The 20040-nt window shown below is 53.3% G+C and carries 18 protein-coding genes; 13 read left to right on the top strand and 5 right to left on the bottom strand.

The genetic code is table 11. The features are described from left to right. Positions 1–65: 65 nt before the first annotated feature. Both HZS80_RS08765 and HZS80_RS08760 read right to left on the bottom strand, forming a co-directional pair. On the bottom strand, positions 66–1004 hold the full coding sequence (locus HZS80_RS08765; protein ID WP_179915821.1) for an ABC transporter substrate-binding protein: 939 nt from the start codon (positions 1002–1004) through the stop codon (positions 66–68). An 85-nt stretch (positions 1005–1089) separates the two neighbouring features. Then, positions 1090–2280 carry a TauD/TfdA family dioxygenase gene (locus HZS80_RS08760; protein WP_246361827.1) on the bottom strand — a complete coding sequence of 397 codons (1191 nt, stop codon included), beginning with the start codon at positions 2278–2280 and terminating at the stop codon, positions 1090–1092. Positions 2281–2433: 153 nt separating this feature from the next. Between HZS80_RS08760 and HZS80_RS08755 the strand changes: the two genes are divergently transcribed. The 8 genes from HZS80_RS08755 (at position 2434) to HZS80_RS08720 (ending at position 8060) form a co-directional block, all read left to right on the top strand. Further along, positions 2434–3300 carry a LysR substrate-binding domain-containing protein gene (locus HZS80_RS08755; protein WP_179915820.1) on the top strand — a complete coding sequence of 289 codons (867 nt, stop codon included), beginning with the start codon at positions 2434–2436 and terminating at the stop codon, positions 3298–3300. Between the two features lie 189 nt (positions 3301–3489). Then, complete coding sequence (locus HZS80_RS08750; protein ID WP_179915819.1) at positions 3490–4098, top strand: FMN-dependent NADH-azoreductase; 609 nt, start codon at positions 3490–3492, stop codon at positions 4096–4098. Positions 4099–4148: 50 nt separating this feature from the next. After that, positions 4149–4448, top strand: coding sequence for an MGMT family protein (locus HZS80_RS08745; RefSeq protein ID WP_179915818.1), 300 nt, complete (start codon positions 4149–4151; stop codon positions 4446–4448). A 408-nt stretch (positions 4449–4856) separates the two neighbouring features. Further along, positions 4857–5381 (top strand): hypothetical protein, encoded by a 525-nt coding sequence (locus HZS80_RS08740; protein ID WP_179915817.1) that lies wholly within the window; start codon positions 4857–4859, stop codon positions 5379–5381. Positions 5382–5536: 155 nt separating this feature from the next. Next, positions 5537–5686, top strand: coding sequence for a hypothetical protein (locus HZS80_RS08735; RefSeq protein ID WP_179915816.1), 150 nt, complete (start codon positions 5537–5539; stop codon positions 5684–5686). Positions 5687–5818: 132 nt separating this feature from the next. Then, positions 5819–5962, top strand: coding sequence for a hypothetical protein (locus HZS80_RS08730; RefSeq protein ID WP_179915815.1), 144 nt, complete (start codon positions 5819–5821; stop codon positions 5960–5962). A 660-nt stretch (positions 5963–6622) separates the two neighbouring features. Beyond that, positions 6623–7375, top strand: a complete 753-nt coding sequence (locus tag HZS80_RS08725) for a hypothetical protein (RefSeq protein ID WP_179915814.1) — start codon at positions 6623–6625, stop codon at positions 7373–7375. 376 nt (positions 7376–7751) lie between these two features. Further along, entirely contained in the window at positions 7752–8060 is a 309-nt protein-coding gene (locus HZS80_RS08720; protein WP_179915813.1) for a hypothetical protein, read from the top strand. A 95-nt stretch (positions 8061–8155) separates the two neighbouring features. Here the strand turns inward: HZS80_RS08720 and HZS80_RS08715 are convergent, their stop codons facing one another. Both HZS80_RS08715 and HZS80_RS08710 read right to left on the bottom strand, forming a co-directional pair. Continuing rightward, positions 8156–9724, bottom strand: a complete 1569-nt coding sequence (locus tag HZS80_RS08715) for a bifunctional GNAT family N-acetyltransferase/carbon-nitrogen hydrolase family protein (protein ID WP_179915812.1) — start codon at positions 9722–9724, stop codon at positions 8156–8158. Between the two features lie 42 nt (positions 9725–9766). Beyond that, positions 9767–10681 carry a DMT family transporter gene (locus HZS80_RS08710; RefSeq protein WP_035565022.1) on the bottom strand — a complete coding sequence of 305 codons (915 nt, stop codon included), beginning with the start codon at positions 10679–10681 and terminating at the stop codon, positions 9767–9769. A gap of 198 nt (positions 10682–10879) precedes the next feature. On the opposite strand from HZS80_RS08710, the gene HZS80_RS08705 reads away from it, so the two are divergent. From HZS80_RS08705 to HZS80_RS08685, 5 genes are all read left to right on the top strand, one after another. Then, positions 10880–12901, top strand: coding sequence for an NADPH-dependent 2,4-dienoyl-CoA reductase (locus HZS80_RS08705; protein WP_179915811.1), 2022 nt, complete (start codon positions 10880–10882; stop codon positions 12899–12901). Positions 12902–13258: 357 nt separating this feature from the next. After that, the gene (locus HZS80_RS08700; protein WP_008958970.1) at positions 13259–14305 is read left to right on the top strand and encodes a threonine aldolase family protein; all 1047 of its coding nucleotides are present in this window, start codon (positions 13259–13261) and stop codon (positions 14303–14305) included. Positions 14306–14599: 294 nt separating this feature from the next. After that, positions 14600–16522 carry a PrkA family serine protein kinase gene (locus HZS80_RS08695; protein WP_179915810.1) on the top strand — a complete coding sequence of 641 codons (1923 nt, stop codon included), beginning with the start codon at positions 14600–14602 and terminating at the stop codon, positions 16520–16522. Positions 16523–16557: 35 nt separating this feature from the next. Beyond that, positions 16558–17847: a YeaH/YhbH family protein gene (locus tag HZS80_RS08690; protein WP_179915809.1), complete on the top strand. Its 1290-nt coding sequence runs from the start codon at positions 16558–16560 to the stop codon at positions 17845–17847. Between the two features lie 41 nt (positions 17848–17888). Beyond that, positions 17889–19457, top strand: coding sequence for a SpoVR family protein (locus HZS80_RS08685; RefSeq protein ID WP_179915808.1), 1569 nt, complete (start codon positions 17889–17891; stop codon positions 19455–19457). 80 nt (positions 19458–19537) lie between these two features. On the opposite strand, the gene HZS80_RS08680 is transcribed toward HZS80_RS08685, so the two are convergent. Then, positions 19538–19852, bottom strand: a complete 315-nt coding sequence (locus HZS80_RS08680) for a high-potential iron-sulfur protein (RefSeq protein WP_022522716.1) — start codon at positions 19850–19852, stop codon at positions 19538–19540. Positions 19853–20040: the final 188 nt, after the last annotated feature.

The following is a 20040-nucleotide window of genomic DNA, read 5'->3' as shown; positions in this document are numbered from 1 at the left end:
ATCGACTAAAAAAGCGCTAGCATACGCTAGCCGTGCGATGGGATGAAGGCGCTTTAGGCGAACGATTAGTTGTTGAGTTCTGCTTCAATCACCGGCCAGGCGGGTTCACCGTCGGTGGTGGTCACGTCAGCCAGCATGGCTTCAATGCGCTCGGGGTGATCATTGATCCACTGCTCGGCTACCTCGGCAAGATCGCGCTCTTCCTGGCCAAATGCCTGAATCATCCAGCTCTGCTCTTCGGCGGAGAAGGTGAATTGCTCAAAGAACGCCACGACGTTGGGATTGGCCTCGGCATAGTCACTGCGCAGAAGGGTCAATACGTCGCTTTCGCCGTTGTTCTCACCGAACAGATCTTCGGGATCTTCCAGGTAGCGCATCGGCAGTTCAAGGTTCATCCAGTGAGGCGTCCAGCCCACCCAGACAATCGGCTCTTCCCGGGAGATCGCATTGCGTGCGGCGGAAAGCATGGCGACTTCGCTGGTATCGACTAATTGCCAGTCGCCGAGTCCCCAGGTGTCGTTATCAATGGCGTTGTTAAGAATCTCGCTGGCCGCCGAGCCAGCACCGAAACCATGAATCTCGCCATCCAACTGGTCGCGGTAGTCATCAAGGTCGGCAAAGCTTTGCAGGCCGTCATCAAAGAGGTATTCGGGAACCGCCAGAGTCATTTGTGCGCCATCGACATTGTTCGCCACATCAATGAGCACGCCCGACTCTTTGCGGGGATTGAACATCTCGCGTTGAGCAGGCAGCCAAGCGCCCAGGAAGACGTCTATATCGCCGCTTTCAATACCCTGATAAATCACCTGCAGGCCGATTTCCTGGACGCTGGTCTCGTAGCCGAGCGGCTTCAATAGCTGCTCAGCAATAGCGGTTTTAACCGTAATGCCGGGCCAAGAGGGTACGCCGAAATCTAGGGTTTGATCATCAGCTTGTACGTTCGTGGCCAATAGTGCCGTGGTGGCAAGGGCAATGCCCGAGGCGAGAGGTTTAAAATGTGTCATACGATCTCCTTGCTAGTTTTTTGTCAGATAAGTTTTCTTGTCAGATAAACGCTGTGGCTAGATAGGTATTTAAACTCGAAAGCCGCTAAACATTGCGGGCTAGCACGCGAAGGCGTGAGGCCAGCATATCGCGGTCTAGATAGGTGCCTTGTAAATGGCGAGCGCCACTATTGGGGTCGAATTCGCGGCGTCCGTGCAGTACGCGACGGTTATCAAACGCAATCATCTGCCCAGGGCGAAGGGAGAACTCCAACTGGTGTGCTTCGCTGTGAAATAGCTTCCACAGTAGCGCGTAGGCGCTATACCAGGCATCCATCTGCTCTACCGGTAAATGAAGCGCGTCGCGGATCCAATTGTTCAAGCGCATCTCAACCAGATTGCCTGCGCTGTCCAGCGTAATTACCGGTGCCCGCATAGAGATATCGTGGGTCTCATCCTGAAAGCGAAAATCAATGGGTGTCTCGCTAAGAATGGCTAACGCCGCAGGGTCTTGCTGACGCAGCGCTTCGACAACCCGCGCTCCATCGGCAAATAGCGATTCGCCGCCGCTGGCTTCGTTCTGCAGGCAGTAGAGCAGCTGAATGTCCGGCGGTTGGCACCAGTTGGGTAAGTCGATATGCAGCGGCAACCCCACCGCGGTATACGCCGCATTGTTAGGATTGGGCTTAGAGCGCACATCAAAACGGGCACCAAAATTGGTGGCGCGCAGTGGGCCAATACGCTCAGCCAGCCGGCTGACTTCTTCTTCTACCAAAGGGCCGTCGGTGATCAGCGCCAGGCCATCGCGCAGCATAGCGGTTAACCAGGCTTTTTCGCCTTGGGGCGTGAGGAAGTCGCTATGGTTTATGCGCTCAGGCGCGAAGTTATCGACCCACGGTTTGGCATTGGGGACGGCTGAGGTAAGGCTCGCCTCTGGCCGGCGCTGATAAAGCCAGCCGCTGTGAAATGCACTAACGTGACCGTCCTGCCAGTTCAAATGCAGGTGGCCATCCAGTAGCGCCACGGTTGGCGGCTCGGAAATCGCTTCAAGCGGCAGGTAAAGCCGTTCACGGGTCTGCGGATGACGGCAAGCGTGGCAGGCACAGTGATCGCGTAGCCAGAGCAGGGGCAGGGTGGTTTGCTCGCCATCTTGCCACTCAAGTGCAACACCGTGTTGGGTGAGCATTGCCTGAGTGAGTGCGGGGCCGGTTTGGTAGGGGGTTAATTCGCCCATGTCTGGGGCTTGAGCGTTATTTGTCGTTGGTATCGTTGCCTTCGTTTGTAGCGCGCTATTCATGATGACTCCGAATCGCTCCCTTTGCGGCAGAGCCAGATGGCTGTGCGTTAGGGGGGTGTGCTTAAGTGCTAACCAGGATGGGGAGTAGCAGCGTCAGTGACAAACGATTAATCTGGCCCCTAAGACATCATTTTATTTATAGGTCTCTTTTTCATGAGTCAGTTACCGCCATTGTTATGGCTGCAAGCCTTTGAATCCGCAGCGCGTACATTAAGCTTTACCGCTGCAGGCAATGAGCTTGGAGTAACCCAGGCGGCGATCAGTCAGCGCGTTCGGTTGCTGGAAGACCGTGTCGGGCAGAAGTTGTTTGTGCGCCATGCCCGCAGTTTAACATTAACCCCAGCGGGGCAAGCGTGGCTGCCGAGTATTCATGACGCCTTTGTCCGAATCAGCGAAGGAACCTTGGAAGTTTTTGGTAGCACAACCGAGCAACCGGTCACACTGCGTGCCACGCCTGCCATTCAGCAGTCGTGGCTGGCGCCGCGTCTGATTGCCTTCCACCGCGCTCACCCGCAGGTGGCGATTCGTTTGGTCAGCGCTATCTGGCCTGATGACTTTGGTCCTGAAGGGGCTGATATCGAGATTCGCTATGGCAAAGGGGAGTGGACCGGCGTTGAAATGCAGCCGCTAGGGGAAGAGCAGCTGCTGCCGGTGTGCTCCCTGGCCTTGGCAGAGACACTTTCTGCGCCGAGTGACCTGGCCGGACATACGCTGCTGCACGCCGTGGGGTTTGGGGTGGGGTGGCCGGGCTGGTTACAGGAAGCGGGTGCTGCCCATGTAGAGGCGCAGTGTTGGTCGCTCACCTGCGATAACCAAGTCATGACGTTGGCACTTGCCAGCCAAGGTGGCGGCATTGCGCTTACTCACCGGCGTTTAATGGAGCAACGTGGCGATTTGGTGGCGCCTTTTGATATTAGTGTGCCTAGCGACGAGCGCTTTTGGCTGGTACGGCCAAGCCGCCGCCACGTTAGCGATGAAGCAGGGTTGGTCTGGCAGTGGCTGTGCAACTCGATGGGATGAAGAGCATGTCGGCTGCGACTGCCCGCTGGCTTAACCGGTGAATGTGTGAAATGTATGTAAATAAAACAGAGCACACTCGCATAATTCGATTTAATCGAATACAAGTCGGAAAACGTTGCGCTTTTGCTTATCGGAAAGCGTCGTAGAATAGCTTCCAACTCATTAACCTAATGATCTTTGGAGCTTACAATGACGACGCGTGCCCTGGTAATCACCTCTTCTATTCTGGCGGAAAACGGCCAATCCAATGCGCTGGCTAATCGCTTTATCGAGCAAGCTAACGCTCGCGATGGTATCGATGTCACCCAACGTGATGTGGTGAAAAATACACTGCCTCACCTGGATATCAGCGAGTTGGGCGCCTGGCAAGTGGCGGCTGCAGAACGCAGCGCCGAGCAACACAAGTTGGCTGCTCATTCGGAAACGCTGCTGGCAGAGCTGCGTGCGAATGATGTGCTGGTGATTGCGGTGCCGATGTATAACCTGGGTATTCCTTCGCAGTTGAAAGCATGGTTTGACCGTGTGCTGCGGGCTGGAGAAACATTCCGTTATACCGAAAAAGGGCCTCAAGGCTTGGTAGAAGGCAAGCGGGCGATTATCCTGGCTGCCCGTGGCGGCCAGTACGCTGGCACCGAAATGGATAGCCAAACGCCGCACCTCAAATCCATGCTCGGCTTGATGGGGATTAAAGATACCCAGGTGGTCTATGCTGAAGGTTTGAACATGGGCGAGCAGTATCGCGACGCTGCGCTCAAGGAAGCTTTTCAAGCGATCGATCAATTGGTTGAGGGGCTGTAAGCAGGTGGTAAGGCTTTTTAAGACGCGTAACGAATAAAAGGATATTTCACATGCCCCGGCCCGAATTACTCGAGCAGATCTACACCATTGTCGATCAGATTCCGCCGGGCCGTGTGACTACCTATGGTCGCATTGCAGCAATGACCGAAGGCGCGACCCCACGCATGGTAGGTTCGGCGATGCGCCACCTGCCGGATGGCCACCAGTTGCCTTGGCATCGCGTGATTGCATCGTCGTTGAAGCTTGCCGATCACGGTGGCGCTGAACGCCAGCATCGTAAGTTGCGTGATGAGGGGGTTCTATTCGACGCCAAAGGCCGCGTGCCAGCGCACCTTGTTTGGCCTGACTAAGCTTTTAGCACCTCTAGCACTTTTAGAAACAACAACGCCACCCCGAAAATTGAACTGCACCCCAAAAATAATAGGCTAGAAGTGTTCGGAGAACACAGGGCAGTCCACAGTTAGATAGTCAGATATCCAAAGGCAGCATGGCTGGACGTGAGTTGGCGAATCACCGCTGGCAAAAAAACTTGCTTTAAGCGCGAGCACGCTACTGGCTCGAGCAGCTGCAAATGTCACTGCCTAATGTGTCAGTCCAGGCCTAACCCGCCAACCCCGCATAACCCCTCTCGCCGCCTAGCCTGATTCATGCTCATAGAGGTGGCGTAACCCTTGCTGTTCGCTGTAACCTGTTTGCCATAGCCACCCAGGCAGAGGTGGCAGTCTCATACGGGGTCAGAAATGGTATACGAAGTTAAAATGCTTAATTCCGATGATATCCAGCTATTGAAAGATGATTGGATACCGGCAGCAGAAGCAAACGATGAATTACCCATTAGCTCATTCAAGCAAGCAGTTTCATGGGCAGAGGATGTAGAGAACGGCTCAGCCAACACGCAGGCAGAGGTTTACGGTGTGTTCTGCTCTGAGGGCCGAATTCATGCGATATTCGATCAAGTCGGGATTCACCTCGGCACCCCAAAAGGCTATTTTAAAATCTTAAGCATGGTGGTGGCCCCGCAGATTGACCTAAGCGGCATAAAAGCGGATGAATTCTTTTCCGCACGCGACCGTTTCGCCGCAGTTATAGCAAAGGTCATAACGCACGGCATGAACATCTTGCAAAGCCACGAGAACGCAACAAAAGTTAAATTTTATGCATCAGGAAGCGTGACTCTAGGCTTATTTCAAAAAACATGGGCATCATTAGACCCTGACATACTGGAGCAGCTCAATGTAGCCACCAATGTCTACGGCAATTGGGCTGAATTCTCAAAAATCTAGCTGTTTAACAGATTGTGTGTAATTATGAGGCAAGGCATATGTTAAGCATATGCCTTAAAAAAACACAAAGGATTGGCGCTGAAAAGGAACCATTCGGCAAGCCAACAATCTATCGCGTGTAGGGAGCTCCTAGCTTCCGCCAGTGAGGTGCCCAAATGAACCAATTAATGATTGATGTCGAAAAAGACGTAAAAAAACAAATTTATAAGCAGCTAGTAGAGCTTGGAGATGACGTTAAACATCTCAGCATGCTGGCAGCAAACCGATTCCCATCCTCTGTACAGGTTTTGAAAAAAGCCAGCTGAGCAGAATGGATCTACAGAAGCCCGCATATGCGGGCTTTTTTATTGCCTGGAAAAAAGCCTCGCCAATTGGGTGCCCTACCCCATGATGCTGATCCGCGCTACGATTAGAAAACTAATAAGCAGGGGAATAATATGCCCAAATTTGATGCTACTAGTCTGGCAAACGACGAACTTGAGGCGCCGGAGGAAAAAGAGTGTGACTTTTGCGGCGAGAAGCCCTCTATAGAATACCTAGGCGGCCAAGCCTTGTGTGAAGACTGCTTAGAAGATGGGTAAGTGAGCTGCTAGACATCAAAATGAGATTTTGACCTACGCATTAAAACCCCGTCCAGCGAACTGGACGGGGTCATTTACTTGCTACATATGCACGCAGGCAACCACAAGGGTCAACATAGCTATTATATCCATCAGCTGATCCCTCTACAGAGGGTCGGCCATCCTTATCCTTACTGACCTATAGGGGATGGAGGTCATCAAACCTTCCGAAGGCGCGACCGTTTAAGGGGCCGAACTGTCAAGTCAGCCGAGTACCAGTCGGGCGATTCGGCTAAGGCTAAATAGCCTGATCATTAATTTCCGCGCTAAAGTTTCCTTCAAGAGCGAAAGCATAGCGATGAAATTAGAGCGCTGCTCTAAAGTCGAGGGCTAATATTTAACGTGTCGCATCTTCTTCAATGACCATTGAACCCCATACTAAAATTTGTACCGATGAAAGGGTTGGCAATTTGCAGGCGCATCCAGCAGCAAATAAAATGTAAATGTCATCAGACCTTCCGAAAATCGGCATTGTACAAACAGTGTCGAAATTGGGCTATCAGTCCCAGGTAAAGCCCCTAGGCCCTACGCGCTGGGGGGCTATCTAAAAACTAACAAGCTAGCGCCTCTCTCCCTCTTCACGCTATCCTGACGAAATATAATTCATCGCTGGGGAGCTGAATGAAGCCAATCACTAATAGTGATGCAGCAAGCAGGCTGCTGAATAAAATCATTTATTCGGATGGAAACTACTCAAATTTTGAGTTCAAGCGTGCTTTTGAAGAAATTTCCAAAATTCCTAGCGAAGTCCAGAGGCAGGTGTGCTTTGCCATGCTCTACGCAGCCATAGGGGATCAGGACGAAGCCGAGGCCCAGGCTAGACTTATCCCGCTGCCATTGAAAACTCATAAAGACAATCTCGATGCGGCATGTGCTTATAACGTAGCAAACCGTTTTATGGATGCCTCAATAGCTTTATCTAGCATTCCAGTCAAAACACTAATAGCCATGGGCGATGCCGGCATTGCGTTGAAGTTGGCTTTTTCAACGTTCTCAGCGAAATACGCGGAGGAAATAATGAACAAAGCCTCTGGCGTCGATGACGTGATTAAAGAGTTTCACGGCAGTGCCGCCCTGTTTAGATTGTTAAACAAGTTCTCTATCGATGAAGGTCATGTGAAGGGCTACGTTGAAGAGTGCGCTCAAGCGGTTAAGCCGTGGCTGGTCGGGAAAAATAAGCCGCTAGCGATGTGGCATTCAGTAGAGGATTCCGAGGATATGGCGGTAGTTGATTTCTATCTGCCAGCCGAGCCCGAAGAGTTTGGAGAAATATTGCTGGCAATTGCCTCAATCGACAAGATGAAATACTCGTCAGCCCTGGCTCACGGCTTTATGGTTGACCCTCAGCTGTACGAGGACATCCCGCAATCATGACGCCACGCAATCTACTCGACCTATCCAAGCAGATCTATGATAAGAATAACACAGAAGTCGCGTATAGAACGGCTGTAAGTCGTTCATATTATTCAGTATTTTATATTGCTTTTGATCACTGAAAATCTGAAAAACTTCATAGCCCAGGCAATACCCATGAGGGCGTCATAAAGGCGCTACAAGGAAGCAACAATCATCAAACGGCTGGAAATATGATGCATACCCTTAGGCGGTGTAGGATTGATGCTGACTACAAGCTAGAAAAGCCAATAAATGCGAGCCATGTGCGAAAGATGCTTTCAATGACTGAAGCTTTGCATAAGGCGCTTGAATAACAAGGGGGAAGGATGACTGAGCGATCTCCGTAAGGGAGCTTGTGAAGAAAAATCATGAAGAGCTCGTTGAAGCGATTAAGCGAGGCGAAAATGCCCATCAATTTTCATTAGATCAGCAAGATATTTTGGTCGAGCAGCATACTTCAGGCATGACTATTGAGGAGGAGATGCGCTTTTTTGAGATTTACGCCCAAGAGAGCGATGCATTGAATGCTGAGGTGGAAGCAAATACCCAAAAGATTCTTGAGGATACTGAGCGACGCAACCAAGGCGCCGATAATGTAGGCAAAATGATCGGCGGAGTTATTATCTTTTTAATCACGATATTTGTTTTGTTCAAAGTTATGTAATTACCCACCTCCTCTGCCAAACCAAAGCCGCCCATTTGGGGCGGCCTTGTCTTGTGCGTGAAGCGCGTTACACCTCACTACTTACATTGAGCGCTTCAATCCTCCAAATTAGCACCCGATTTCCACGACCAGTCGCGCCAGCGTAGGTCAAACAGATCCTTGCGGCGGTCTTTAAGGTTGGTCACCGAACCTTCGGCACGTACTACCGTTAGGCGAGTGAGATCCAAGTCTGAGAAGAAGATCATCTCGGTGTTAGGCGTGGTTTCCGCCAGCACCGCATCGTGGGGGAAAGCGAAATCAGAAGGTGAGAACACCGCGGATTGCGCGTACTGGATATCCAGGTTTTCAATCGAGGGCAAGTTGCCGACGCTGCCGCACAGCACCACGTAGCACTCGTTTTCAATTGCCCGCGCCTGAGCGCAGTGGCGCACGCGCAGGTAGCCGTTTTTGGTATCGGTCCAGAAGGGTACGAACAGGATGTCCATGTCCTGGTCGGCCAGCAGACGACCAAGCTCTGGGAATTCCACGTCATAGCAGATCAGGATGCCCACTCGCCCAGCGTCGGTATCGAACACCTGCAGCTCATCGCCACCCTCAATGACCCAATCGCGGCGCTCTTGAGGTGTTATATGCAACTTGGCCTGGCGCTCAACGCTGCCGTCGCGGTGGAACAGGTACGCGATGTTGTAGAGGCGGTCATCCTCACCGACCTCAATCATCGAACCGCCGACAATGTTGATGTTGTAGGAGACCGCCATGCGCGAGAGTTCCGCTTTAAAGCGCTCGGTGAAACCTGCCAAAAAGCGAATGGCGCCCATTTGATCCTGCTGGGCGGCGCGGTCTTGAAGGCCCATCAAGGGGGCATAAAACAGTTCTGGGAATACCGCGAAATCGCTCTGGTAGTCAGACAGCGCATCAACAAAGTACTCAATCTGCTGAAGCGCGGCTTCCACTGAGGAGAACTCACGCATTTGCCACTGCACAGCACCTACCCGTACTTGGGTAGGCTTGTTGTCGAGCACACTGGCAGCAGGCTCAAACAGAATGTTGTTCCACTCTAGCAGGGTAGCGTAACCCCGCGACTGCTCATCTTCCGGCAGGTACTTACGCAGCAGGCGCTTGACCTGGAAGTCATTAGCCTGCTGGAAAGAGAGAATCGGATCGTAGATCTCTTTGCGCGAGACTTTATCAATGTACTGAGCGGGCGTGAGTTCATCAGCGTGCTGGTGATACTCGGGAATTCGCCCACCGGCCAGTATCGCGCGCAGGTTCATGGAGCGGCACAGCTCTTTACGCGCTTCGTAAAGGCGGCGGCCCAAGCGATAACCACGGTAGTCTGGGTGAATTAACACATCCAAGCCGTACATGGCGTCGCCGTCCTCATCATTGAGGATGATCTCGCGGTGGCCGATCAGGTCATCGTATTTATGCGGGTTGGAAAATTCGTCGTAATCCACCTGTACGGTGAGCGCCACGCCCACCAGCAGTCCATCGTCCTCAATGGCGATTTGGCCATCAGGGAATTCCTGAATTAATTTGTCGATCGTGCGCTTTGGCCAAGCTCCACCGATATCGTGATAGACAGCGTCCATCAATGCCTTGAGCTGATCGTAGTCATCGCTCATTAGGTTGCGCAGATTAAGATGCAGTTCTTCCAGGGACATATCAGGGCTTCCCAGCGTCAGAAGTAAACGCCCATTCTAGCATTATTGGGCGTTGCTCGGCTTATCTGGTGTTAACTCGCGGGTTAACGGCCGTGTCAGTGTTTGCGCCATGATCACCCCGGCAAGGATGAGTAGCCCGCCTGCAAAGTGGAAACCAGCCACTCGCTCACCTAAAAAGATCATGGCAATGACTGCGCTAAATAGCGGCATCAGGTTGATAAAAATACTCGATTGATTGGCACCGATTTGACGTACCGCCCGCATCCATAGAAACGTAGTGATGACTGAGGCGGGAATACCTGCATAGAGAATCAAGCCGATATTCTGCCCATCAATCGGCGTCATTGGCCCCATTAAATAGGGCGGCAACAAGAATAGGACGGCGAAACAGACTTGGGCGTAGAGCATGACCCAAGGCGGTAAGTTCATTGACCAGCGCTTGAGCATCACGCCATATAGCGCGTAGCAGGTGGCTGCGACCACCATCAGTGCATCGCCCAGGGCGACCTGGAGTTGCAGTAGCGAAAGCGGATTGCCACGCCCTAGCAATACGGTGACGCCCACAAACGCCAGCACCCCGCCCAAAATACCGCCTAAAGTCGGTGGTTCGCGGAGAATAAGCGCGCTAAGCAGCACCGTTAGCAACGGCACCATGGCGGCAAGAATGCCCATATTGGTGGCGGTGGTGGTTTCTGCCGCCACATAGGCAAGCCCCTGCCATAGGCCCATGCCGAGTAACCCGAGTAGCGCAAGCTTCGGCCATTGGCGACGAATCTCGTCACGGTGACGCAACACCGCAGGCAGCACAAAAGGCGTCATCACCGCGAGTGCTAATAACCAGCGTAAAAAGGCGATACTACTGGGCGCAATGGCGCCTACGCTAAGCTGATTAATGGTCATATTGCCCGACCATATCAATACAGTGGCGAGCGGCGGCAAAAAGTAAATTAAGGGCATAGCAACTGTTCCTTATCGTTAGCCGGGTAATGTGACGCGGATTCGCGCGTTGGGCAAGCGGTTGGTAAAAGATCGAGGGACTAGATTGAAGGACTAGATTGAAGGGCTAGATCTAAGGGCTATACGTGATGCTCAGGATGTCATACGCTTGTTTGAATTTGCCTTGCAACGCTACTAATAAGATTCAGGAGACCCGTGATGACCCAGACGCCCGCCTATCCGCATCTTTTCCGACCGCTAACGATTGGTCATTTGACGCTGCCTAACCGCGTCTTAATGGGCTCGATGCACACCAATTTGGAAGAGGCGCCGAATGGCTTTGAACGGCTAGCCGCCTTCTATGCCGAGCGGGCGCGGGAGGGGGTTAGCCTGATTGTCACTGGCGGTATCGCCCCCAATGCAGAAGGCGCGGTTTTTCAGGGGGCCAACGCGCTTGTTGGCGAAGCGCAACTGTCGGAGCACCGCCAAGTGGTTGATGCGGTGCACGCTGAAGGCGGCCACCTATGCATGCAGATTCTGCACGCCGGACGCTACGCCTACTCACCGGATCTCGTAGCACCTTCGGCGATACAGGCCCCGATCAATCCGTTTATGCCACGGGCGCTAAGTAGCGACGAGGTGGAGCAGCAAATTGCCGACTACGTGCGCTGCGCGATTCTGGCCCAGCAGGCAGGCTATGACGGCGTGGAGGTGATGGGGTCTGAAGGCTATCTGATTAATCAGTTTATTTGCCAACGCACCAATCAGCGCGAGGACGAGTGGGGCGGGGCGTTTGAAAACCGCATGCGCTTTGCCGTGGAGATTGTGCGTCGTGTACGCGAGGCAGTAGGTGAGCGTTTCGTGATTATCTTCCGACTCTCGATGATTGATCTAGTTGAAGAGGGCAGTACCTGGGAAGAGGTGGTTACGCTTGGGCAAGCGATTGAAGCTGCTGGCGCTAATGTCATTAATACTGGTATCGGCTGGCACGAAGCGCGGGTACCCACGATTGTGACTAGCGTGCCACGAGCGGCCTTTACCGAGGTGACTAAGCGCATCAAGTCGGCGCTCTCGATTCCATTGATCACCACTAACCGCATCAACATGCCCGAGGTCGCCGAGCGGGTGCTGGCAGAGGGCCACGCCGACATGGTTTCCATGGCGCGGCCTTTTCTGGCTGATCCCGCCTGGGTGCGTAAAGCCCAGGAAGGCTTAGCAGACGAGATCAATACCTGCATTGCCTGTAACCAGGCTTGCCTGGATCACACCTTTGCCGGCAAGCTGACCTCCTGTTTGGTTAATCCCTGCGCCTGTCATGAAACCGAGCTGGTAATAGAGCCTGCGCAAACGAGTAAACGAGTCGCGGTGGTTGGCGGCGGCCCGGCGGGGCTGGCAACGGCTGTGACGGCGGCCAGCCGCGGGCATAACGTGGTGCTGTTTGAACAGCGCAGTGAGCTCGGCGGGCAGTTTAACTACGCACGTAGAATTCCTGGCAAAGAAGAGTTCAACGAAACCTTGCGCTACTACCGCGTGATGCTAGAAAAGTATTCGGTAGAGGTGCGCTTGAACACCACGGCAACCGCAGAAATGCTTGCCGATTTTGATGAAGTGGTGCTATCCACCGGCGTTCGACCCCGCGAACTAAGCCTGCCGGGCCACGACCATTCAAAGGTACTGAGCTACGCCGAGGCGATTGAGTCGCCCGAGCGGGTCGGGCGTAAAGTAGCCGTGATCGGCGCGGGGGGGATTGGGTTTGATGTCTCTGAGCTGCTGACACACCAAGGACACCCCGCGTTGGATATTGCTGACTGGTGCGACGAATGGGGCGTTGATTTAGCAGTGGGCGAACGCGGCGGTTTAAAAACACCGACACCGCCAGACGTTCCCCGCGAGATCGTGATGCTGCAGCGTAAAAGCTCCAAACCGGGTAAAAACCTGGGTAAAACCACGGGCTGGGTGCACCGCGCCTCGCTTAAAGCCCGTGGGGTCACCACGCTAACGGGCTGCGAGTACCTCAAAATCGACGACCAAGGGCTGCATATTCGCCGCGAGGGCGTTGATCAAGTGTTGGCGGTAGACAGCGTGGTGGTGTGCGCCGGGCAAGAGTCGGTGCGGGAGTTACTGGCGCCGCTGGAGCAGGCAAAAGTAGCGGTGCACATTATTGGCGGTGCCGATGAAGCCAGCGAACTGGATGCCAAACGGGCGATTGAGCAGGGCACACGTCTGGCCGCTATCCTGTAATCGGGTCAAAACTTTCACTAGGTGTGAGGGCGGGTTGAAGAGAGAGTCTTTCGCCATGGCCGGAAAATGTTCCTGACAATGACGGCATTTCCGCCATCCATGGCGGTCAGATGGCGAAAGTAGCGCCCATGGATGGGTTTACAGCGTCCTCTCGGAAGTCTGCTCTCGACACCGATGTATTTGATATAGTTCTAGACAAGCTAGTAGAGCGGGTGACGTTTACCCATTAATGGCGATAGACTGAATGTCCTGTTATTAAGGGATTTCTTGGCCTGGCTATTAAGCATAGCTAGGCATTAAAGGCACTGGTGGCACCCAGCCTGTGCCGTAAGATCGCCAGATATAAGGACAACTGTCATGACCTCGGAGTGTAGCCCGCGTTTTTTAGCCAGTGATAACACCTCCGGTATTTGCCCGGAGGCGATGGAATATCTTTTAGAAGCCAACCGCAGCGATGATTTGGCTTACGGTAACGATACCTGGACGGCCCGTGCCGCAGATCGCTTCCGCGAAATGTTTGACTATGACTGTGACGTCTTCTTCGTTTTCAACGGCACCGCTGCTAACTCACTGGCCCTTTCAGCGATGGGACGTAGCTACCACAGCGTTATTTGTCATGAGCTGGCGCATATCGAAACCGACGAATGTGGTGGTCCTGAGTTCTTCTCCAACGGCGCGAAGCTGCTTACCTCACCCGGCGCCAATGGCAAGCTTACCCCGGAAGGTATCGAGGCGCTGGTCACCAAGCGCAGCGATATTCACTACCCCAAACCCAAAGTGGTCTCGCTGACCCAAGCGACCGAAGTGGGCACGCTTTATTCCCGCGAAGAGCTGATGGCGATTCGCGCCATTGCTGATAAACATGACCTGCGGTTGCATATGGACGGTGCTCGCTTTGCCAACGCCTGTGCAAGCCTAAATGCCACTCCCGCTGAACTGACCTGGCAGGTGGGTGTGGATGCGCTATGTTTTTCAGGCACCAAGAACGGCCTTGCGTTTGGTGAAGCGATCCTGTTTTTTAACCGTGAGTTAGCCGAAGATTTCTCCTACCGCTGCAAGCAAGCAGGCCAGTTGGCATCGAAAATGCGCTTTATCTCAGCGCCGTGGTTAGGGTTATTAGAAAGCGGCGCCTGGTTAACCAATGCCCAACACGCCAATGCCATGGCGAGTTACCTCTCAGAAGGCCTGCAGGCATTACCGGGTGTCTCACTGATGTTCCCTACCCAGGCCAACAGCGTTTTCGTTGAATTGCCACTCCCGGCAATTGAAGCGTTGAAAGCCAAAGGCTGGACCTTCTATACTTTTATTGGCGCTGGCGGTGCCCGATTTGTATGTGCCTGGAACACCACCGTTGAATTACTTGATGAGTTATTAGCCGATATTCGTGCCGTGCTTGAGCGTTAAGCGCGAAAACAGCACCTCTTTTGCCGCTGTTTAGCACCTGCAATCTAGTTACGTCGCTGCCCTGGCAGCGGCGTAACTGCTCTAGTGCGCTCCCTTTCGTAGCCAGTTGCTTTATTTAACGCAACTAATCCCTTGAATAATTCTCTTAACTGTATCGCCGCTGCGTTGAAGGTTTTAGTCATCACTTTTTGCTAATGCTGACTACGCTAAAAAAAGCGACACCTCGTTTGGCACACCGTTGCGAAACACTTGGTTTGGCGGTGTCTGCCTGGGGTTAGGCCACAGGAGAATTCCATGAGTATCTTTGATCACGTTCAAGACCGATTTGCCCGCGTTCAGCAAGAAGACATGAGCCTTGAGGAGTACTTGGCGCTTTGTCGCCGTGACTCGAAGGTTTATGCCAGCGCCGCCGAGCGCATGCTGGAAGCCATAGGCGAGCCTGAAGTGATCGACACGGCGAAAGACCCGCGTCTGTCACGCATTTTTTCCAACAAAGTGATTCGCCGCTACCCTGCCTTTGCAGAGTTCCACGGTATGGAGGAGGCTATCGAGCAAATCGTTGCCTACTTCCGCCATGCTGCCCAAGGGCTTGAAGAGCGCAAGCAGATCCTCTACCTGCTGGGGCCAGTGGGTGGCGGTAAGTCATCACTGGCAGAGCGCTTGAAGTTACTGATGGAACGCATCCCGTTCTATGCCATTAAGGGCTCGCCAGTTTATGAGTCGCCACTTGGTTTATTCTCTCCCGAGGAGGATGGCGAGCTGTTAGAGAAAGAGTACGGTATTCCTCAGCGTTATCTGCGCAGTGTGATGTCGCCCTGGGCGGCGAAGCGGCTCAAAGAGTATGGCGGTGATATTTCCCAGTTTAGGGTGGTGCGTTTGTACCCCTCACGGTTGAATCAAATTGCCATTTCGAAAACCGAGCCGGGCGATGAGAACAACCAGGATATCTCCTCGCTGGTGGGTAAGGTCGATATCCGCCAGTTGGAGCTTTACTCCCAGGACGACCCAGATGCCTACAGCTTCTCTGGTGGCTTATGCCGTGCCAACCAGGGGTTGATGGAGTTTGTGGAGATGTTCAAGGCGCCGATCAAGGTGCTGCATCCACTGCTCACCGCGACGCAGGAGGGCAACTACAACCCCACCGAAGGCATGGGAGCAATACCCTTTGATGGGGTGATCCTGGCGCACTCTAACGAGTCCGAATGGCAGGCATTTCGCAATAACCGCAATAACGAGGCATTTCTTGACCGGGTCTATATCGTCAAGGTGCCTTACTGTCTGCGGGTCTCCGAAGAGATCAAAATTTATCAAAAACTACTAGAGGACTCTTCACTAAACGCCGCGCCCTGCGCGCCGGATACGCTGCGCATGCTGGCGCAGTTCTCGGTGCTGTCACGGCTTAAAGCGCCAGAAAACTCCAATATCTATTCCAAGATGCGCGTGTACGACGGTGAAAACCTGAAAGACACCGACCCGCGTGCCAAGTCGATTCAGGAGTATCGCGATGCGGCGGGGGTTGATGAAGGTATGCAAGGGCTCTCCACCCGTTTTGCCTTCAAGATTCTTTCCAAAGTGTTCAACTTTGATAGCACCGAAGTGGCCGCCAACCCGGTGCATCTACTTTATGTGCTGGAGCAGGCACTGGAGCGTGAACAGCTGCCCTCAGAAGTGTTTGAACGCTACTTGGGCTTCATCAAAGAGTATATGGCGCCCCGCTACGTGGACTTTATTGGTAAGGAAATTCAAACCGCTTACCTCGAATCCTACAGCGAATATGGTCAAAACATCTTCGACCGCTATGTGACCTACGCTGATTTCTGGATACAGGATCAGGAGTACCGCGACCACGAAACCGGCGAGCTGCTAAACCGCCAGTCGTTAAACGAAGAACTGGAGAAAATCGAGAAACCCGCGGGTATCTCGAACCCCAAAGATTTCCGTCACGAGGTGGTCAACTTTGTATTGCGGGCGCGGGCGCAAAACAACGGTATGAACCCCAGCTGGCAGTCCTATGAAAAGCTCAAAGGCGTTATCGAGCACAAGATGTTCGCCAATACCGAAGAGCTGTTGCCGGTGATTTCGTTTAATGCCAAGGCGTCGCGGTCGGATCAGAAAAAGCACGAAGACTTTGTGGCGCGGATGGTCGATCGCGGCTACACCGAGAAGCAGGTTCGGCTACTTTCCGAATGGTACCTGCGCGTGCGCAAGTCTCAGTAGCGGCCCGCGTTTAAGACAAGAGCTAAGGAGGTCGTATGACCTACTTTATTGATCGCAGGCCTAACGCTAAGCATAAGAGCGCGGTAAATCGTCAGCGCTTTTTAGAGCGCTATCGGAAGCATATCAAGCGCTCTGTTGAGGAGGCCGTTAACCGCCGCTCGATTACCGATATGGAGCGCGGTGAGAAAATCTCGATACCGGCTAAGGATATCTCTGAGCCAGTGTTTCAACATGGCCCCGGCGGGGCACGCAATATTGTCTCGCCGGGCAACAAAGAGTTTGTCGCCGGTGATAAAATCCGCCGCCCTAGCGGCCAGGGCGGCGGCAGTGGCGCAGGCGAGGGCGGCGCCTCCAATCAGGGCGAAGGCGTTGATGAGTTCGCCTTTACGCTTAGCCGCGAAGAGTTTTTGGAGTTTGTATTCGACGGTCTGGAGCTACCCCATCTGCAGCGCAAGCCGCTAAAATCGCTGGAAGAGGTCAAGATGGTGCGGGCGGGGCTCTCCCGCGATGGCGTACCCTCTCGAATTAGCATTACCCGCTCGATGCGTGAGGCCTATGCCCGGCGCATTGCCATGCGCGCGCCGATTAAGCGGGCGCTAAAAGAGGCGCAGGAAGCGCTGGAGGCCGAAGAGCGCAAAGACCCAGTGCTGCGCAACCCTGCCCGCATCACTGAGCTGAAAGCCGAAATTGAGCGCCTGGAGAAGCGCATCGCCGGGGTGCCGTTTATTGACACCTACGACCTGCGCTACCACCAACTAAGCGCCCAGCCGCAGCCCTCCAATCAAGCAGTGATGTTTTGCGTCATGGATGTCTCCGGCTCAATGACCCAAAACCATAAAGACATCGCCAAGCGGTTTTTCCTGCTGCTCTATCTGTTCTTGGAGAAGCACTACAAGAAAGTCGAGTTGGTGTTTGTTCGACACCATACGGCCGCCCGCGAGGTTAGCGAGGAGGAGTTTTTCTACTCAAGGGAAACCGGCGGCACGATAGTTTCCAGTGCGCTGAATCTGGTGAATAAAATCATCGAAAAGCGCTATCCCGTTGGCCAATGGAATCTGTATGTGGCCCAGGCATCTGATGGCGACAACTGGGACGATGACTCGAATATCTGCCGCGACTTACTGGTCAAACAGCTTATGCCGCAGCTGCAGTACTACGCCTACGTGGAAATCACGCCCCACGACCATCAGTCGCTGTGGCAGGAGTATGAAAGCGTGGTGAAAGAGTTCCCCGAACGCTTTGCCATGCGCCAAATCGTGGAGGCGGGCGATATTTATCCGGTCTTTCGTGAACTGTTTAAGCGTCGCTTAAGCCAGTCCCAGTGACCTTATATACAGGTTAGTGACCGTGTACAGAGGAGTGGGCTATGAGTGCGACCCGCAAGCGTAAGCCGATTGCCACCGGCTCTGATTGGAACTTCAGCGTGCTGGAGCGTTTTGATGCGGAGCTGGCCAGACTCGCCGATGAGTATCGGTTGGACACCTATCCCAACCAGATAGAAGTCATCACAACCGAGCAAATGATGGACGCCTACGCCAGTGTCGGCATGCCGGTGGGCTATCATCACTGGTCGTTTGGCAAGCAATTCCTGGCCGTTGAGCAGGCTTATAAACGTGGCCAAATGGGCCTGGCCTATGAGCTAGTGATTAATTCTGACCCCTGCATCGCCTACTTGATGGAGGAGAATACGCTGATGATGCAGGTGCTGGTGATGGCCCACGCCTGCTATGGTCACAACTCTTTTTTTAAGGGTAACTATCTATTCCGCACCTGGACCGACGCCTCTTCAATTGTTGATTACCTAGTGTTCGCGCGACAGTATATTGCCAAGTGTGAAGAGCGCCACGGTGTGCAGGCCGTTGAGCAGCTGCTAGATGCCTGCCATGCACTGCAAAACTACGGTGTCGACCGTTATAAACGCCCCTCGCCGATTTCTGCCGAAGAGGAAGCGAAGCGCCAGGATGAGCGCGAAAGCTACCTGCAAACCCAGGTAAACTTGCTGTGGCGTACGATTCCCGATAACGCTGAGCACGGCGAACGGCTACCAGGCAGTTTATTACCCGAAGAGGATGATCCGCTCGGGCTGCATAGTGGCGGGCGCTACCCTTCGGAACCCCAGGAGAACCTGCTCTACTTTATTGAGAAAAACGCCCCGCTTTTGGCGCCCTGGCAGCGTGAAATCGTGCGCATTGTGCGCAAGCTTGCGCAATATTTTTACCCTCAACGGCAAACACAGGTCATGAATGAGGGCTGGGCGTGCTTTTGGCACTACACGCTGATGAACCGGCTCTACGATGATGGCAATGTCGATGAGGGATTAATGCTGGAGTTTCTCCAGTCTCATGCGGCGGTCATTAACCAGCCAGCGTTTGATCATCCTCACTTCAGTGGGATTAACCCCTATGCCCTTGGCTTTGCAATCTTTATGGATATTAAACGGATCTGCGAAGCACCCACCGATGAGGATCGCGAGTGGTTCCCTGATATTGCAGGCACTCCATGGCGGGAAACGCTGGAGTTTGCGATGCGCAACTTCAAGGATGAGTCGTTTATCCAGCAGTTTTTATCGCCGAAAGTAATGCGCGACCATAAGCTGTTTTTGGTGGTGGATGACGATCAGGTGGAGACCCTTGAAGTCGCAGCAATTCATAATGAACAGGGCTACCGCCAGGTTCGGGAAGCGCTTGCGACCCAGTACGCGCTCTCTGTCCGCGAACCCAATATTCAAGTGGTCGAAGCGGCCATTCGTGGGGATCGTTCGCTAACACTTCATCACGTCCAGGATAGCCGCCGCCCCCTAGGCCGCAGTGTTTATCCGGTGATTCGCCATCTTCAGCAGCTATGGGGCTTCCCTGTTCATCTTGTCTCTTTGGAAGAGGGACGGGTAACGCGGCGTTTTCATTGGCCGGTAGAGGATGAAAGCCCAGCTTCTTAACTGCGAGTGTGCTTAAAACAAAACTACCCCGCTCAAATGGCGGGGTAGAGGTGCTTATACGACTATCAGGTTTTAAATGCTTAAGCTTGAGCAGTCCAGGATTGGCACCAGCCAGCGGGTGCTACGCTATTTTCCGGAAATAGCTGACAACCCTCAGTATCTGCATTGAAGAACATGCAGTTATCGCAGCGTTCGCCCTCTTCATAAGCGGGGTGATCGCTGGCTTCACTGGCGTCTTCTACATAGTTAAGCGCTTGGGCGTTGCTTGCGGAAGGATCAAGGCGCGGCAGCTCTTGGGCGAAAGCAGTTTTAGAAAGAATGCCCGCTCCCAGTGGAAGGGCTGCAAGGCCCAACATGCTGTTGCGCATAAAGTCACGACGGCTCTTATTAGCCATGATTTCTCCTTATCGTCACGGTCTGACGTTTGGTCACGTTATCGGGTGGTTATCCACCTCTTTGTGCTCCGCATCATCTTATTAGCCGGAGCTCTCCGCTGCATCTTTTAATCAGCTATATTTTCCAACCAGCTATATTTTTTCATTCCTATACTTCAACTACATGCTAGCGGATGTATAAGGGTTGT

Origin of the sequence: Vreelandella glaciei (assembly GCF_013415125.1) — a bacterium.
GTDB classification, from domain to species: Bacteria; Pseudomonadota; Gammaproteobacteria; order Pseudomonadales; family Halomonadaceae; genus Vreelandella; species Vreelandella glaciei.
The sequence above is the reverse complement of the archived record's forward strand: the minus strand, read 5'-3'. Positions and strand labels throughout refer to the sequence as shown.